Origin of the sequence: Streptomyces sp. NPDC050617, assembly GCF_040654795.1 — a bacterium.
Lineage (GTDB): Bacteria > Actinomycetota > Actinomycetes > Streptomycetales > Streptomycetaceae > Streptomyces.
The window spans coordinates 14159-30340 of the sequence record NZ_JBFAIS010000029.1 but is presented as its reverse complement, the minus strand read 5'-3'; the positions used below and the strand labels follow the sequence as shown (position 1 = coordinate 30340).

Sequence of the window (16182 nt, the reverse complement as noted above, 5' to 3'; positions counted from 1 at the left end):
CTCTCGCTTCGCTCCGAGGAACGGACTGGACCGGCGCCTCCGGGGGAGTAAGGCGCCGGTCCAGCCGGCTTGTTGCCCGCGGCGCTCAGGCGTCGCGGCGGCGCAGGACGACCGTGGCCCCGGTCAGGAACGCGGCGGCCCAGGCGACGAGGATCAGCAGCCCGGTCACGGGCCCGTACAGCTCGGCCTCGTCCGCCATGAACTGCGAGCCCGCCGCCTGCGGCAGGAACTGCGCCAGGTCGGTGAAGAAGTCGGCGGGGATCGACTGGAGGATCATCGGCACGATGAGCAGCAGCAGGAACAGCGCCGTGATGGCGCCGGCCGAGCTGCGCACGATGGCCGCGAGCCCGATGGTCAGTACGCTCAGCAGCGCCAAGTGCAGGGCGATGGCGAGAACTTGCCCGGCCACGTAGGACATCTCGAAGGTGGAGGCGTCCATGGCCGCGCCGCCCGCGGCCACGCCGATGACGGCCAGCACGACGCCCACGGCGAAGGCGACGCCGCCGAGCGTGATGCTCTTGGCCACCAGCATGCGCGCCCGGTTGGGCACGCACTGGAGGGTGTTGGTGATGCTGCCGGTGGCGTACTCGCCGGTGACGGAGAGCATCGCCAGGGCCGCGACGACGAACTCGACGCCGTAGACGGTCGCGAGGGTCGCCGGGCGGGCGACGGAGGCCGTCGCGTCGTGTGTGACGGTGCCGATGCACCCGGCCGTCACGGCCATCACGGCCGCGGCGGTGAGGAGGAAGTACCAGGTCGAGCGCAGCGACCACAGCTTCGTCCACTCGGCGGCCACGGCTCCGGGCAGGCCGCCGCCGGAGGGCCGGGGTGTGGCGCGGGGCGTGGCCGCGGGGTGGGTAGTCAGCGAGCTCATGATCGGACGCGGTCTCTCTGGTCGGTTCGGCGAAGGGCGCCGGGCCGGTGCGGGTCACCGGCGGCGGTTCGGTGCGAGGAAGCGGTTCGGTGCGAGGAAGTGATGCGGTGCGCGGGGGCGGCGGCGCGGCGGTCAGACGACAAGTGGCGTCTCCCCGTGCCGGTCCGGCTTCTCCTTGAGGACGGCATGCTGCTGCTCTCCGTACTCGACGCTCCCTGACGTCAGTTCCATGTACGCCTGCTCCAACGAGGCTTCCACTGGGCGCAGTTCATGGAGTCGTACGTGCCGCTCGTGGGCGAGGTCGCCGACGCGCTCGACGCTCAGGCCGGTGACGACCAGTTCGTTGGAGGACCGCCACGCCACGTCGGCGGCCTCCTCCAGCAGCCGGTTCGCCAGCATGTGCAGGCCCTCGACCTCGGGGCCGCGCACCGTGACGGAGTTCCGGGAGCTGCGGGAGAGGATGTCCTCCATCGGGGCGTCGGCGATGAGCTTGCCCTTGCCGATGACGATCAGCCGGTCGGCGGTGAGCTCCATCTCGCTCATCAGGTGGCTGGAGACGAAGACGGTGCGGCCCTCGGCGGCCAGCGAGCGCAGAAAGGTGCGGATCCACAGCACGCCGTCCGGGTCGAGGCCGTTGACCGGCTCGTCGAGCATCAGCACCTCGGGGTCGCCCAGGAGCGCCCCGGCGATGCCCAGCCGCTGCCCCATCCCGAGGGAGAAGGACCCGGCCCGCTTGCCGGCGACCTCGCCGAGCCCGGCGACGCCGAGGACCTCGTCCACCCGCTTGGCGCCGATGCCGTGGCTGCGGGCCATCGCCAGCAGGTGCTTGTACGCGGTGCGCCGGGGGTGCACCGCCTTGGCGTCGAGGAGCGCCCCGACCTCCCGCAGCGGGTGCGCGAGGTCCGCGTAGCGCTTGCCCTTGATGAGGGCGGTGCCGGAGGTGGGGTGGTCCAGGCCGAGGATCATGCGCATCGTGGTGGACTTCCCGGCGCCGTTCGGCCCCAGGAATCCGGTGATCTTACCGGGCGCGACGTCCAGCGTGAGCTGGTCGACGGCGGTCTTCTCGCCGTACCTCTTCGTCAGGCCCTGCAGGGTGAGCATCGTGGTCCAAGTCCTCTCCGGCGGTGCGTGGGAAGGACGCTACGGGCCGGTGAGCACGTGGTCAGGAGTCCTTAGACAGGATCCGACCCCCACTTTCGTCAGGTCGTCCGGCGGCCCGCCATGACGCGCGAAGGCGGCCGGCCACGGGTTCGCGCCCCGTGGACCGGCCGCCTCGCGCGCGCCGTCGGCGGACCGGGTCAGGCGGCGTCGCCGTCCATGGCCGCTATGAGGCTCTTGGGCCGCATGTCCGTCCAGTGCTCGTTGATGTAGTCCAGGCACGCCTGGCGCGCCGTCTCCTGGAGCGCCACCGTCCAGCCGGCCGGCACCTCCACGAACGCGGGCCACAGCGAGTGCTGCCCCTCGTCGTTCACCAGCACCAGATAGGTGCCCTCGGCGTCCTCGAACGGATTCGTCATGGATCGGCTCCTGTCATCGCGAAGGCCGCCCGCGCGGGCAGCTCACAACATGTCGGTACAGAAATGCGGACAACTGATGCGGACGACTGATAGCGCGGCCGGCCGGGCGAGGCGGCGTGCGCGAGGGTGCGGGGCGGCTCAGTCGGTCATCGCGACGAGCACCTTGCGGTCGCCCGTGAAGGGCCTGCGCCCGTGCCCGACGAGGACGTTGTCGATCAGCAGCAGATCGCCCTGGCGCCAGTCCACGTCGACGGCGGCCTCCAGCCCCCGGTCCCGCACCTGGATCGCGTACTCCCCCGGAATGGGGCTGCCGTCCGCGAACGTCACCGACTGCGGCAGCTCGTCCGCCGGCAGCAGCTCGGCCAGCTCGGCCGCGGTCTCGTCGCCGAGGGCGGCGGGGTGCCACTGGTCGGACTGGTTGAACCACACCTCCGCGCCCGTCACCGGGTGGCGGGTGGTGGACGGCCGGACCTGGCTGATCCGCAGGCTGCCGTCGCCCTTCCACTCCCACTCGGCGGCGGAGCCCGCCAGGAACGCCTCCACCGCGGACCGGTCGTCGGTCTCGAAGGTGTCCTGCCAGCTCTTGCCCAGGCCGAGCCCGTCGTGCAGGTTCTGGGAGTAGCGCACGCCCTGGGCGAACGCCTCCCGCACCTCGTCGTCCAGCGACGCCAGCCACTTCACCCCGTCGACGACGGGGGTGGCGCCGCCGGAGCCCGGCGCGACGGCGCAGTAGAACAGCAGCCGCGACGGCCACTGGGCGCTGTAGGACAGCTCATTGTGCATGGAGATGGTCAGCTCCTGCGGATATTCCGTGGAGGTGTAGACATTCTCCCCCACTTTGGTCCGCGGCGAATTCCCGTGCACATAGGCCAGCCGGTTCGGCAGCAGCAGATCGAGTACGGGCTCCAGTTCGCCTTCCGTCACGGCGAAGTCCCGGAACACCACGGCCTTGTTCTCCGCCAGGAGCGAGTCGAATCCTGGATGCCCCTTCAGATACTCCACCAGGCCGGCCGCCCCCGGCCGCGTCCCGACGTCCTCGGGGCGAATCTCCAGCGGCTTCCAGTCCTGCACGTCCGTCACAGCGAAACTCCCTCTTCCGCGGGCGTCCGAAAAAATCCCAGCGGGCTCTGTCCGCGGCCACGGTATTGCGCGTATATACCCGGTGACCGCGATCAGCGACAGCCGATGGAATTCCCCGCCCCGCTTTCGGCCCTCCGCATTACGCCGCGAAACTATCACCTGGGGGTAGGCGTGCCAACGCCGTTCGACGGCCGTGCGCATCACCGGCCGCGGGGGTCGGCAATTCATCCGGGTAATCATCCGCGGGTCATTCCGCCGCGCACCGATACGCCGTGCGGCGCGGAGCCGTGAACGCCGTCGAGGCCGGCGGCGCCGTGGCGTCGCCGGCCTCGACGGGGCCTACGGGCATACGGACGTACTGACGCCCCGGCCCGCGCTCAGGTGCCCCGGAGTTCCAGCTCCTTCGCGAAGCGGACCCACTGTTCGGCACAGGCCCGCGCGGCGCGGGCCACCGAATCGGCCCGGTGCCGGGGCACGCTGTCCACGAGCCGCCGCCACTTCTCCTCTTCGCCGATGGAGTGAGCGCTCAGCAGCCGCAGGAGCGTGCGCCCCGCTTCCGTGCGCAGCGAGGGGTCCTTGCGCATGTTCGGCAGGGCCGTCCCGGCGGCGGTCGCCTCGGCGAGCGCCCGCGCGTCGAGGCGGTCCGCGCCGGACCGGGCCGCCGCGGCCTCCGGCTCCGCCGCCCGGGCCGAAGCCGCCGCCTGCTGGGCCTCGGCCTCCCGCAGTCTGGACGGCACGGGGTCGCGGCCTTGGAGAATGCGGTCGCGCACGTCCTTCGCGGTGGCGGGGGCGACCCCGGCCGCGTCGGCGATCTCCCGCAGGGAGGCGTGCGGCCGGTCGGCGATGACCTGGCCGGCGCGCCGGCGCCCTTCGGCGGAGTTGAGCGGGCGGGCCCGCCCGTCGCGGCCGACCCGCGCGTTCAACTGCTCGATGCCACCGGTTGAACGCTTGCGCATCGCCGCGATGGTGCTGGCGACGAGCCCGGTGGCGGCGGCGATGCGCCGGTCCGACCACTGCGGATGGCTGCCGAGGATCCGGACGGCGGCCGCGGTGCGGTCGCTCTGGGAGAGCGGCAGCCCATTGGCGACATTCAGCTTGACCGCGAGGACAAAGGCGTTCTCCTCGGTGCCTTCGAAAAAGCGGACTTCAATGGACTCCGCGCCGCTGACTTGCGCGGCGCGGAGCCGGTGCATTCCGTCGATTACGCGCATCGTGGAACGGTGCACGATAATGGGCGGAAGTGGAGCATCCAATTCCGCCAGTACCTGAATATGCCCGTCGTCCTCACCCGTGGTGCGGGGCGAGTCGGCGGGCAACAGGGAATCGATGGGAACCATCGTCGTGAGAGCCGGATTCGGGGAACTCGCCCGCTGCCGGCGGACCATTGTCGCGGTCGGACTCTTCACGGTGGCGACCGGGGTGCCGGCGGCCGATACGGGTACGGTCGTAGAGGAGGCCAAATACAAGGCCATCAGAGCCTCCACGCCGTGGTTTCGTTCCCTACGGGCTGAAGAGTCCTTCGAAGTCGCGCCCCGCGAGGGGTGCGCCCCCATGGGTGGAGAGCTGCGTCAAAGAGCTGCCTCTGGCCGCCCCCAACGGCTTCTTGGCTCCCCGGACCGCCACTGATCAGAGTACGCACCGGCCTCTCAAAGGTGACCGGCGCCCCATCGGTGGGAGTTTCGGAGTGGTTCATGACGTGATAGCTCCTCCTAGCAATGACCGGCGCATCGCGGTGGTGCCATGTTTCGCCACTGTCCGTATGCGCCCCCGTCTCGGACATCGAGACGATGGTTACTTCGCAGGCGGAATGTGTCAACTTACTTTCGGTCATAGGCTCGTGGCCCAAAGGGTGCTCCAGCTACTCTCTTTCATTCCCGTTTTCGGCCCGTTCGCGGCAATCCTTCGAGGTCGGCCGGGCCGTTGGCGGCAGGCCCCGGCGAAGGCCCGCTGAAGGCCGTTCCCTTCCCCGCGCCCGGCCGTACAAGGATCGTTCACAGCCCCTTGGCACTTCGCTCACGCGACACCGCCCATCCGGCGGGCGGTACAGTGGGAGAACGATTGTTCTCTCGCAAGGCAGGTCTGCTGTGGATCCCGACATCGCCCGGAACCGGCTGCTCGACGCGGCCGAGGAGCTCTTCTACGGGCGCGGGGTGCAGGCGGTGGGCATGGACGAGCTCCGGTCCGCGTCGGGCGTCTCGCTCAAGCGCCTCTACCAGCTGTTCCCCTCCAAGGCCGACATCATCGAGGCGTATCTGCGGCGGCGCGACACCCGGTGGCGGGAGTCGCTGGCCGCGTACGTGTCCGAGCGGACCGGGCCGCGGGTCAAGGTGCTGGCCGTCTTCGACTGGCTGCACGACTGGTTCGCCGGGCCCGGCTTCCGCGGCTGCGCGTTCATCAACGCCTTCGGCGAGCTCGGCGCGGTCTCCCCCGCCGTCGCCACCGCGGCCCGCGAGCACAAGGACGCCTTCCACCGCTATCTGGCGGAGCTCGCCGCCGACGCCGGCGGCCCGCCCGAGCTGGCCGGGCAGCTCGCGCTGCTCGCGGAGGGGGCGATCACCACGGCCGCCGTGTCCGGGTCGCCCGAGGCGGCCCGGCGCGCCCGGTCCACCGCCGAGACGCTGCTTCAGGTGAAGGGCAACCCGGTGTAGTTCTCCGCGAGTTCGGTGGCGGCGGCCGTGGCGGAGGCGATGCGGTCGAGCTGCGCGAGCTGGAGGCGCGTGGTGAACGGGGACTGGCCGGGCTCCGTGTGCAGGGTGGTGGTCATGAAGTACGAGAAGTGCTCGGCCCGCCACACCCGACGCAGACGGGTGTCCGAGTAGGCGTCCAGCGCCGCGGCGGAGCCGGACTCCTTCAGCTCGGCCAGCGCGCGGGCGAGCACGACGACGTCGCCGACGGCCAGGTTGAGGCCCTTGGCGCCGGTGGGCGGCACGATGTGCGCCGCGTCGCCGGCCAGCAGCAGCCGGCCGTAGCGCATGGGCTCGGTGACCCAACTACGCATCGGCAGCACCGACTTGGCGGTTATCTGGCCCCTCTCCAGCCGCCACTGCCCGTCGATGGCGAAGCGGGCGTCGAGCTCGTCCCAGATTCGTTCGTCGGGCCACGCGGCCGCGTCGTCGCCGCTCGGCACCTGGAGGTAGAGCCGGCTCACGGTGGGCGACCGCATGCTGTGCAGCGCGAAGCCGCGCCGCGAGTGGGCGTAGATCAGCTCCTCGCAGGAGGGCGGCACATCGGCGAGGACGCCCAGCCAGGAGTACGGGTATATCCGCTCGTACGTCCGGCGTACACGCTCGGGCACGGCGTTCCGCGCGATGCCGTGGAAGCCGTCGCAGCCGACGACGTAGTCGCACTCCAGCGTCTGCTCGCGGCCCTCGCGCAGATAGCGGACCACGGGCCGCTCGGTGTCGGCGCCCTCGACGGACAGCGCCCGCGCCTCGAAGAGCAGCGGCCCGCCGTCGGCGAGCTGAAGGGCGATCAGGTCCTTCACCACCTCGGTCTGCGCGTAGATCATGACGCCGCGGCCGCCGGTGAGCGAGGGGAAGTCGATCCGGTGCGCCCGGCGCTCGAAGCGGAGCTCTATGCCGTGGTGGACCAGCCCCTGACGGTCCATCCGCTCCCCCGCGCCGCACGCGCGCAGGATGTCCACGGTGCCCTGTTCGAGGACTCCGGCCCGCTGGCGGTGTTCGGCGTAGGCGCGGTCGCGGCTCTCCAGGACGACGCTGTCGACGCCCGCGCGGTGCAGCAGCCGCGCGAGCAGCAGCCCGGCGGGCCCGGCGCCGATGATCCCGACGGTGGTGCGCATCAGCTCCGCCCCGTCCGTCCGCGGGCCGCCGCGGGACCGGGAGCGTACGAGCCCGGCGCGAAGTGGGCCCGTAGCGCCGCCGATACGGTCCGGGGCCGTTCGAGGCCCGCGAGGTGACCGGCGTGCGCGATCTCCAGGAGGCTCGCGCCGGGGATGCCGTCGGCGAGTTCGCGGGCGTGGGAGGGCGGCGTGGCCTGGTCGTCCCGGCCCGCGAGGATCAGGGTGGGGGCGGTGACGCGGGGCAGTTCGGCGCGGAGGTCGTACCCGGCCAGGGCGTCGCAGCAGGCCGCGTACCCGGTGGGGTCGGCCGTGCGCAGATCGTCGAGGAGCCCCGCGCCGGGCGGCCGGGCGGCCGTCGAGGGGCGGCTGAACCAGCGTCCGGCGCTGGGTCCGACGAGGTGTCCGGTGCCCCCGGCCCGTACGCTCGCGGCCCGCTCGCGCCAGGCGGCGGCGTCGGCGAAGACGGCGGAGGAGCACAGCAGGGCGAGCGCGGCGACGCGGTCCGGGCGGTGGACCGCGAGGTGCAGCCCGACGGCGCCGCCGAGGGAGATCCCGGCGTAGGCGAAGCGGTCCCAGCCCCGGTCGTCGGCGAGCCGCAGCACGAGCGCCGCCAGGTCGGCGACGGTGGCGGTGCCGTCGCCCGGCAGGAGGCCGGCGGCGGAGCCGCCGTGGCCGGGGAGGTCCCAGCGCAGCACCCGGCGGCCGGGGTCGAGCGCGGGCAGCTGGGGCTCCCAGACGGCGAGCGAGGTGCCGAGGGAGGGTCCGAGCAGCAGCGGCGTCCCGCCGTCGCTGTCGCCGGTGACCTTGTGGTGGAGGCTGGTCATAGGTCCGTCCTGGGCTGGCGCCGAAGGGCGCGGTCGGTCAGTTCCGGGGCGCGGCCGAGGTAGCCGGCGGGGTCGGCCAGCCGCCGGATCCGGTCCTCGGAGACCTTCTCCAGCACCCCCGGCACCTCCGTCGCGAGCGCCGCCGTCAGCGCCTCCGCCAGCGGCAGGCGCTCGGCCGCGGCGCGGCGGGCGGCAGCGGTCAGCAGGTCCTTGGCGCGGGCGCGCCCGAGCGGCGGGGTCAGCGCGGCGGCGATCCGCTCACTGGCCATCAGGCCGCCGGCGGCGTCCAGGTTCTCGCGCATCCGCTCCGGGAACACCGAGAGGCCCTCGGTGAGTTCAGCGGCTTGCCGTGCCGCGCCGCCCGCGATCCGCAGGAGTTCGCGCAGGGGCTGCCACTCCGCGTGCCAGGCTCCGGCCGGCCGCTCGTCCTCGGCGGCGAGCGCCCCGACGAGGACTCCGGCGAGGCCGGGGGCCTGCCGCGCCGACGCGGCGATGAGCGCGGCCCGCACCGGATTGCTCTTGTGCGGCATGGCGGACGAGCCGCCGCCGCTCCCCTCCGCCACCTCGCCGATCTCCGTGCGGGAGAGGACGAGCACATCGGCCGCGATCTTGCCCAGCGCCCCCGCGCAGAACGCGAGCGCCCCCGCGAGGTCGGCGACGGGCGTACGGAGCGTGTGCCAGGGCAGTTCGGGTTCAGCCAGCCCGGTCTCGACGGCGAACCGGCCGAGCAGCCGCAGCACGCCGCCGCCGGACTCCTGGTCCTCGTCGGCTCCCGAGGTCCCGAAGGTCTCGAATGCCTCGAACACCTCGGAGGTCTCGAAGGCGGCCAGCGTGCCCGCCGCGCCGCCGAGTTGGGCGGGCAACCGGGCTCGTACGGCGGCGAGCCGGTCGTGGGCGTCCAGGGCCAGGGAGCGCCAGCCCGCCGCTTTGAGGCCGAAGGTGGTGGGAACGGCGTGCTGGGTCAGGGTGCGGCCGGGCATGGGGGTGGTGCGGTGGACGGCGGCCAGGCGTCTCAACGCCTCGGCGGTGCGCGCCAGTTCGCCGGTGATGTGCGGCAGGGTACGGGCGGCGACCAGCATCAGCGCCGTGTCGAGGATGTCCTGGCTCGTGGCACCGCGGTGCACGTACCCCGCCGCCTCGGGGTCCGTACGGGCGACGGCCCCGGTGAGGTCGGCGACCAGGGGGATGACGGGGTTGCCGCCGGCGCGGGCGCGCAGGGCCAGGTCCCGTACGTCGAAGGCGTCGGCGCGGGCCGCCGCCGTGACGGCGTCGGCCGCCGCACGAGGGGCCTGCCCGACGGCCGCCTGGGCCCGGACGAGGGCGGCCTCCGCGTCGAGCAGCGCCGCGAGGTACGCGGTGTCGCCGGTGGCCGCCTCGGCCGCGCACCCGGCCCAGACGGGAGCGAGCAGCCCGGCGTCCGGGGACGCGGCGGCAGCGGAATCATCAGCGGAACTCAAGGAAGACCGTCTCCTCCTCGCCCTGAAGGCGGATGTCGAAGCGGTGCAGGCCGTGGGGTTCCGCGACGGCCAGGAGGGTCCGTCGCCGTCGCGGGGCGAGCGAGGACAGCAGCGGGTCGGCGTCGATCGCGGCGCTGCCGCTCGCTGCCCGATCGGCCGCCTCATCCGTGAGGTAGGCGCGGGTGAAGAGGTGGTGGAGCAGGCCGCGGGCGAAGACGCACACGCTGATGTAGGGGGCGTCGGGGCCGCCGGTCGGGCCGGGCGGGAGCGTACGGACGGCCCAGTGGCCGTCGGCGTCGGTGGCGCACCGGCCGAACGCCGTGAAGCCCGTGCCGTCGCGCCCGAGGAAGCCGCCGTCGGCCGGGTCGCGGCGCATGGAGCCGGGCCGGCCCCGGAGCGTCCCGTCGGGTCCGGCCTGCCAGGTCTCGACGAGGGCGTCCGGTACGGGGGCGCCGGCGCCGTCCAGGACGCGGCCGTGCAGGGTGATCGCGTCGGGCCGTCCGGCGGGCGCCACGTCCGCGCCGCCGGTGAAGGGCAGCGCGTAGCCGTAGAAGGGGCCGACGGTGTGGGAGGGGGTGGGGCGGTACTCGCCCGTGGTGTCGGTGTCCACCGCGTTTCGCCTCACAAGTGGTCGGAGGGTGTGGGGGTTTCGCCTCACAAGGGGCCGGAGGGTATGGGGCCGCCGTCGGCCGCTCAGCGCGCGCCTTCGCTCCATGTCGCCGACGGGCCGTCGAGGACGATGTCCCAGCGGTAGCCGAGCGACCATTCGGGCCGGGAGAGCCCGTGGTCGTAGGCGGCGACGAGGCGGTCGCGGGCGGCGTCGTCGGTGACCGACTGCAGGATCGGGTCGTGGGCGAAGAGCGGGTCGCCGGGAAAGTACATCTGGGTGACCAGACGCTGGGTGAAGGCCGTGCCGAAGACGGAGAAGTGGAGGTGGGCGGGGCGCCAGGCGTTCGTGTGGTTGCGCCACGGGTAGGCGCCGGGCTTGACGGTGGTGAAGCTGTAGCTTCCGTCGTCCCCGGTCAACGTCCGCCCCACGCCGGTGAAGTTGGGGTCCAGCGGCGCTGGGTGACGGTCTCTCAAGTGGGCGTAGCGGCCTGCCGCGTTGGCCTGCCACAGCTCTATCAGCTGCCCGCGGACCGGTCGGCCCCGGCTGTCGAGCAGCTTGCCGGAGACGGTGATGCGCTCGCCCAGCGGCTCCCCGGCGTGCTGGACCGTCAGGTCGTCGTCGCACTCGGTGACGTCGGTGGGGCCGAAGACCGGGGTGTGCAGTTCCACGGTCTCCGGGTCCCCGGCTATGGCCACCAGGGGCTGCCGGGGGTGGCGGAGCAGGCTCGACCGGTAGGGGGGATAGTCGCGGGCGGGGTGGTCTGCGGGCGGTGCGCCCTCGGCGCGCGCCGTGGCGTAGGCGGCGCGCAGCTCGGCGATCTCGGCGCTGATCTCCGCCTGCGTGGGCGGGCGGGGCGTCCCGTGGTTCACGCCTGGCCCCTTCCCGCCGCCTTGAGGGCGCGCAGCTCGCGGAGTTCTTCGGCGGTCGGCGGCGCGGTGACGCCGACCGGGTCGGCGGCCCGGAGGTCCCAGCCGGTGGCGGCCCGTACCTGCTCGGCGGTGACGCCCGGATGCAGTTCGGCGAGGGTCAGTTCGGAGGTGGCGGGGTCGGGGCGGAGGATGCCGAGGTCGGTGATGACGGCGACGGGGCCGCGACCGGGCATGCCGAGCTTCGTACGGACGTGGGGTCCGTAGCCGTGGCCGAGGGTGGTGACGAAGTCGAGCCGCTGGACGAAGCCGCGTGTGGAGTGCCGCAGGACGAGCAGGACTTCGCCGCAGTTGGCGGCGATCTCGGGTGCGCCGCCCGCGCCGGGGAGGCGGCCTTCCGGCTTGCCGGGGCCCCGGTCGACGACGGTGGTGTTGACGTTGGCGAACCGGTCCACCTGGGCGGCGCCGAGGAAGCCGACGTCGATCCGGCCGCCCTGGAGCCAGTAGTTGAACACCTCGGGCACGGGGACGACGGCGTCCGCGGTGTCGGCCAGTTCGCCGTCGCCGATGGACAGCGGCAGCCGGGTGGGCTTGGAGCCGATGGTGCCGGATTCGTAGATGAGCACGAGGCGGGGGTTGACGGTGCGGCGGGCGAGGTTGGCGGCGGTGCTGGGCAGTCCGATGCCGACGAAGCAGGTACGCGCGCGGGCGAGCGCGCGGGCCGCGTTGACCTCCATCAGCTCGTCCGGGGTGAATCCCTGGTCGCCGGGGGCTGTTCGACCGGTCATCGGGTGGCGGCTCCTTCGCTCAGCACGTTCTTCGCCAGCCAGGCCCGGAACGTCTCGCGGTCGCGGGCGACGGAGTCCCATGCCTGGTAGAAGGCGTTGTCGCGGACGGAGTACCCGCTCGCGTAGGAGGGGTGCGCGCCGCCCGGCACGGGGACGACCGCGTCGACGGTCCAGCCGGGCAGGACGACGGCCCCGGGCGTGGGCGGCAGCTCGTCGACCAGCTCCTCCACGGTGACCAGGACGCGGCGCGCGGCGAGCGCCGCCTCCTTCTGCACGCCGAGCACGCCCCACAGCTGCACGTTGTGGTCACGGTCGGCGCGCTGGGCGTGGATGACGGTGACGTCGGGGTTGAGGGCGGCGACGGCGGCCAGCTCCTCGCCGGTGAAGGGGCAGACGACGGTGGACACGGTGTCCGTGCGGGTCGCGAGGTCGGAGCCCCGGTAGCCGCGCAGGACGGTGAAGGGGAGCTTCGAGGCGCCGGCGACATAACGGTTGGCCATGCCGGCGTGGCTGTGCTCGTCCAGTTCCAGCGGGCGCGGCCAGCCGTTCTCGACGGCGTCGCGGAAGCGGTGCAGCGAGCCGACGCCGGGGTTGCCGCCCCAGGAGAAGACGAGCTTCTTCACCAGGCCGGCGCCGATGAGTTGGTCGTAGACGACGTCAGGCGTCATGCGGGCGAGCGTGAGGTCGGTGGCGCCCTGCCGGATGATCTCGTGCGCGGCGGCGAACGGGATGAGGTGCGTGAACCCTTCGAGGGCGACGGTGTCGCCGTCGTGGATGAGGTCCGCTACGGCGTCGCGCAGGGTTCGGGTCTCGGCCATGGTTCCCTTCGCTTGCTGCTGTCACTGTTGTTCGCCTGATGAACTTTCGTTCATAATGGGTCGCGAACGAGTCTCTGCCCGTGCGTTCCCGGGTGTCAATGGCCCCGGCCGCCGGATGCCGGGACCGTCTCCGCCGGCCCGTGGCCCGGCCCGCCGCAGCCCCCGCCGGCCCGTTACGAGGAGCCCCCTCCGTGTCCCACCCGCAAGCCACTCCCGACCCGGCCGGCGCCGCACCCGAGGCGACGGTCGTCGGCCCGCTCGAACGCGGGCTCGCCGTGCTGCGCGCGATGTCGGCGCCGGACGGCCACCGCCGGCGCCCCAGCGACCTGGTGCGCGCCACGGGGCTCGCCCGCTCGACGGTGGACCGCGTCGTCGCCACGCTGGTCCGCGTCGGCTATCTGCGTACCGTCGGCCGGGACGTCGAGCTGACGCCGCGTCTGCTGGAGCTCGGCGACGGCTATCTGACGGGCAGTGGCATCCCGGCGGCTCTGGGCCCGTACGCGGCGGGGCTCGCCGACGAGTTCGACGAGTCGGTCTCCGTGGCCGTGCCGGACAGGGACGGGGTGCGGTTCGTCGCCCAGTACACCCGGCGCCGCACCATGTCGCTCGCCTTCCGCATCGGCGACCTGCTGCCCGCCGAACGCTGCGCCGCCGGGACACTGTTCGCCGCCGACTGGAGCACCGAGGAGTGGGCGGCGTGGCGGGAGCGGCGGCGGACCGACCCGGAGGACGCCGGTTTCCCGTCCGTACCGCCCCGGCGCCACGCGGCGACGTCCCCGGAAGCGGCGGCGGCCGAAGAAGCGGCGGCCCGCGTCGAAGCCGACTTCGAGCGTCGCCGCGCCGAGGCGGCCGGGTGCGGCTGGGCCGCGGACGACGGGCTGATCGAGCCCGGTCTGATCGCCGTCGCCGTGCCGGTGACCGACGCCGCGGGCCGGGTCGTGTGCGCGGTGAGCGTGGTCAGCCACACCAGCCGGCACACGGTCGCCTCACTGGCCGCCGCCGTCCTGCCGCGGCTGCGCGAGCGGCTGCCGCTGATGGCCGGGGCCCTGGCCGCGCCGCCGGTTACCCCCTCGGCGGGAACCCCGCCCCCGGCACCCGCGACGCGGGACGTACCGGGCGCGGCAAAGGCCGAACTGAGCGCGACCCAGGAGGAGTTGGATGCCGCCAAGGAGGAGCTGGGCGCGGAGTACCTCCAGTCCCTCGCCCGCGGGCTGGCCGTCCTGCGGGCCCTCGGCGGGCGCCCCGGCGGCCGGTCCCTGGCACGGGTCGCGGAGGCGACGGGCCTGCCGCGCGCGACGGCCCGGCGCGCGCTGCTCAGTCTGGAGCGGCTCGGCTACGCCGCGTCGCGCGACCGGCTCTTCCACCCGCTGCCCCGCGTCCTGGAGCTGGGCTACGCCCATCTGTCGGGGCTCGGTTTCACCGATGTCGTCCAGCCCCATCTGGAGTGGCTGGCGGCGCGGGTGCGCGAGTCCGCCTCGATGGCGGTGCTGGACGGCGACGACATCCGCTACATCGCGCGCGTGCCCTCGTACCGGATCATGAGCGTCAATATCCGCGTGGGCACCCGCTTCCCCGCCTACGCGACCTCGATGGGCCGGGTGCTGCTCGCCGGGCTGCCCGCCGACGAGCGCGCGGCGCGGCTCGTACGCGCCGTGCCGCGCCCGCTCACCCCGCGCACCGTCACCGACCGGCGCGCCCTGGCCCGTATCCTCGACGCCGCCGCCGACGGGGGCCACGCCCTCGTGGACGAGGAGTTGGAGGAGGGGCTGCGGTCCATCGCGGTCCCCGTGCGCGACGGCTCCGGCCGGGTCGTGGCCGCCCTCAACGTGTCCACCCACGCGGGCCGGTGCACCGCCGAGGAGACGCGGGCCGCGCTGCTGCCCGCCCTCAGCCGCGCGCAGGCCCGCGTGGAGGCGGACCTGCGCGTGTGGCGGGGCGGGGCGCCGGGGTGAGCCCGGCGCCCCGCCGTGGCGGTTATTTCCCTTCGCGGCGCGCCCAGGGGTGGCGGAGCTTGATCCAGATGTCCCGCGCCCGGCGGCCCGCCTCCGTGCGGCTGTCGGCGACCAGCGCCTGGGCCTGTTCGGGGGTCTCGACCATCGGTCCCGAGCCGCGCAGCGGCTTGCCGGCCGTCTCGTGCAGGAAGAAGGCGGCGATGAAGCCGATGACGCCCGCGACCATCAGGTAGTAGGCGGGCACCATCTTGTCGCCGGTGGCCTGCACCAGCCCCGAGGCGAACAGCGGCGTCGTGCCGCCGAACAGGGAGACGGAGATGTTGAAGGCGATGGACAGGGCCCCGTAGCGCAGCCGGGTGGGGAAGAGCGCGGGGAGCGTCGAGGCGGAGGTGCCGGCGAAGCAGACGAGGAGCAGCCCCAGGATCAGGCAGCCGAAGGCGGGCATGAGGATGCCGCCCTGCTTGATGAGGGCCACCGCGGGGATCGCGAGCACGACGAGCGCGATGCTGCCGGCCATGAAGACGGGCCGGCGGCCCCAGCGGTCGGAGGTGCGGCCCACGGTGGTGATGGTCAGCACCACCACGATCATGGTGCCGAGCACCAGCAGCTGGGCGGTGAGGTCGTCCTCGCCGAGCGTCTCGGTCATGAAGGTCGGCAGGTACGAGGTCACCATGTAGTTGGTGACGTTGTAGAGCAGCACCAGGCCCATGCAGATGAGGACCGCCTGCCAGTGCCGGGTGAAGATCTCCTTCAACCGCCCGTGACCGGACTGGCGGGCCTCCTCGACCGGGTCGCCCTCGCCGCTCTCGCCGCTCTCGGCGTCGGCCTCGGCCTGTTCGGTCTCCTTCTGGAAGGCCGGGGTCTCCTCCAGCCGCAGCCGCATATAGAGGCCGATCAGCCCGAGCGGCCCGGCGACCAGGAACGGCAGCCGCCAGCCCCAGTCGGTCATGCCGTCGGAGCCGAGCGCGGCCGTGAGGATGGTGACCAGGCCGGAGCCGAGCGAGTAGCCGACGAAGGTGCCGAAGTCGAGCCAGCTGCCGAGGAAGCCGCGGCGCTTGTCCGGCGCGTACTCGGCGATATAGGTGGTGGCTCCGGCGTACTCGCCGCCGGTGGAGAAGCCCTGCACCAGTCGGCAGATGAGCAGCAGGATCGGGGCCGCGAAGCCGATGGCGTCGTAGCTGGGCAGGAAGCCGACGGCGAAGGTGCTGATCGCCATCATGATCATGGTGGCGGCGAGTACGCGCTTGCGGCCGATGCGGTCGCCGAGCGGTCCGAAGACCAGTCCGCCGAGCGGCCGGACCAGGAAGGCCGCGGCGAAGGTGGCGAAGGTGGAGACCACCTGGGTGCCCGGCTCGCTGGCCGGGAAGAACACCTTCCCCAGCGTGCCCGCCAGATAGGCGTAGACCCCGAAGTCGAACCATTCCATGGTGTTGCCGAGCGCCGCCGCCGACACCGCGCGGCGCACCTGCGGCTTGTCGGTGACGGTGACGTCCTCGGGGCTCAGCGTGTTCTTTTCGCGGCGCAGCAGGATGCGGAGCATGCGGTCCGTGGCGGCGCTGCCGCCGCCGCTCTGCCTCTTGTCCCGCCTGGTCTTCGA

The 16182-nt window shown here is 73.2% G+C and carries 15 protein-coding genes; 2 read left to right on the top strand and 13 right to left on the bottom strand.

Annotation, left to right across the window (positions count from 1 at the left end):
* Positions 1–85 precede the first annotated feature (85 nt).
* The 5 genes from AB0I49_RS30520 to AB0I49_RS30500 form a co-directional block, all read right to left on the bottom strand.
* Positions 86–874 carry an ABC transporter permease gene (locus AB0I49_RS30520; protein ID WP_363230359.1) on the bottom strand — a complete coding sequence of 263 codons (789 nt, stop codon included), beginning with the start codon at positions 872–874 and terminating at the stop codon, positions 86–88.
* A 132-nt stretch (positions 875–1006) separates the two neighbouring features.
* Positions 1007–1975, bottom strand: coding sequence for an ABC transporter ATP-binding protein (locus AB0I49_RS30515; protein WP_363230358.1), 969 nt, complete (start codon positions 1973–1975; stop codon positions 1007–1009).
* 197 nt (positions 1976–2172) lie between these two features.
* Positions 2173–2391: an MbtH family protein gene (locus AB0I49_RS30510; RefSeq protein WP_363228210.1), complete on the bottom strand. Its 219-nt coding sequence runs from the start codon at positions 2389–2391 to the stop codon at positions 2173–2175.
* 138 nt (positions 2392–2529) lie between these two features.
* Positions 2530–3471: a TauD/TfdA family dioxygenase gene (locus tag AB0I49_RS30505; RefSeq protein WP_363230356.1), complete on the bottom strand. Its 942-nt coding sequence runs from the start codon at positions 3469–3471 to the stop codon at positions 2530–2532.
* Positions 3472–3848: 377 nt separating this feature from the next.
* The gene (locus AB0I49_RS30500; RefSeq protein WP_363230355.1) at positions 3849–4682 is read right to left on the bottom strand and encodes a ParB/RepB/Spo0J family partition protein; all 834 of its coding nucleotides are present in this window, start codon (positions 4680–4682) and stop codon (positions 3849–3851) included.
* Positions 4683–5555: 873 nt separating this feature from the next.
* Here AB0I49_RS30500 and AB0I49_RS30495 point away from each other — a divergent pair.
* Entirely contained in the window at positions 5556–6119 is a 564-nt protein-coding gene (locus AB0I49_RS30495) for a TetR/AcrR family transcriptional regulator (protein ID WP_363230354.1), read from the top strand.
* On the opposite strand, the gene AB0I49_RS30490 is transcribed toward AB0I49_RS30495, so the two are convergent.
* The 7 genes from AB0I49_RS30490 to AB0I49_RS30460 form a co-directional block, all read right to left on the bottom strand.
* Positions 6095–7270 carry a 4-hydroxybenzoate 3-monooxygenase gene (locus AB0I49_RS30490; RefSeq protein WP_363230353.1) on the bottom strand — a complete coding sequence of 392 codons (1176 nt, stop codon included), beginning with the start codon at positions 7268–7270 and terminating at the stop codon, positions 6095–6097. The two genes, AB0I49_RS30495 and AB0I49_RS30490, sit on opposite strands and share 25 nt — an antisense overlap.
* Positions 7270–8094: an alpha/beta fold hydrolase gene (locus tag AB0I49_RS30485; RefSeq protein ID WP_363230352.1), complete on the bottom strand. Its 825-nt coding sequence runs from the start codon at positions 8092–8094 to the stop codon at positions 7270–7272. Before AB0I49_RS30485 ends, AB0I49_RS30490 begins: the two co-directional genes overlap by 1 nt.
* Positions 8091–9551 (bottom strand): 3-carboxy-cis,cis-muconate cycloisomerase, encoded by a 1461-nt coding sequence (gene pcaB / locus AB0I49_RS30480; protein WP_363230351.1) that lies wholly within the window; start codon positions 9549–9551, stop codon positions 8091–8093. The genes AB0I49_RS30485 and pcaB overlap by 4 nt, the downstream gene beginning before the upstream one ends.
* Entirely contained in the window at positions 9538–10161 is a 624-nt protein-coding gene (gene pcaG, locus AB0I49_RS30475) for a protocatechuate 3,4-dioxygenase subunit alpha (RefSeq protein ID WP_363230350.1), read from the bottom strand. The genes pcaB and pcaG overlap by 14 nt, the downstream gene beginning before the upstream one ends.
* A gap of 83 nt (positions 10162–10244) precedes the next feature.
* Positions 10245–11030 carry a protocatechuate 3,4-dioxygenase subunit beta gene (pcaH, locus tag AB0I49_RS30470; protein WP_363230349.1) on the bottom strand — a complete coding sequence of 262 codons (786 nt, stop codon included), beginning with the start codon at positions 11028–11030 and terminating at the stop codon, positions 10245–10247.
* Positions 11027–11815 carry a CoA-transferase gene (locus AB0I49_RS30465; RefSeq protein ID WP_363230348.1) on the bottom strand — a complete coding sequence of 263 codons (789 nt, stop codon included), beginning with the start codon at positions 11813–11815 and terminating at the stop codon, positions 11027–11029. Before AB0I49_RS30465 ends, pcaH begins: the two co-directional genes overlap by 4 nt.
* Positions 11812–12633: a CoA-transferase gene (locus tag AB0I49_RS30460; protein WP_363230347.1), complete on the bottom strand. Its 822-nt coding sequence runs from the start codon at positions 12631–12633 to the stop codon at positions 11812–11814. The genes AB0I49_RS30465 and AB0I49_RS30460 overlap by 4 nt, the downstream gene beginning before the upstream one ends.
* Positions 12634–12920: 287 nt before the next feature.
* On the opposite strand from AB0I49_RS30460, the gene AB0I49_RS30455 reads away from it, so the two are divergent.
* Positions 12921–14585 carry an IclR family transcriptional regulator C-terminal domain-containing protein gene (locus tag AB0I49_RS30455; protein ID WP_363230439.1) on the top strand — a complete coding sequence of 555 codons (1665 nt, stop codon included), beginning with the start codon at positions 12921–12923 and terminating at the stop codon, positions 14583–14585.
* 22 nt (positions 14586–14607) lie between these two features.
* On the opposite strand, the gene proP is transcribed toward AB0I49_RS30455, so the two are convergent.
* Positions 14608–16125, bottom strand: coding sequence for a glycine betaine/L-proline transporter ProP (gene proP, locus AB0I49_RS30450; RefSeq protein ID WP_363230438.1), 1518 nt, complete (start codon positions 16123–16125; stop codon positions 14608–14610).
* Between the last annotated feature and the right edge of the window lie 57 nt (positions 16126–16182).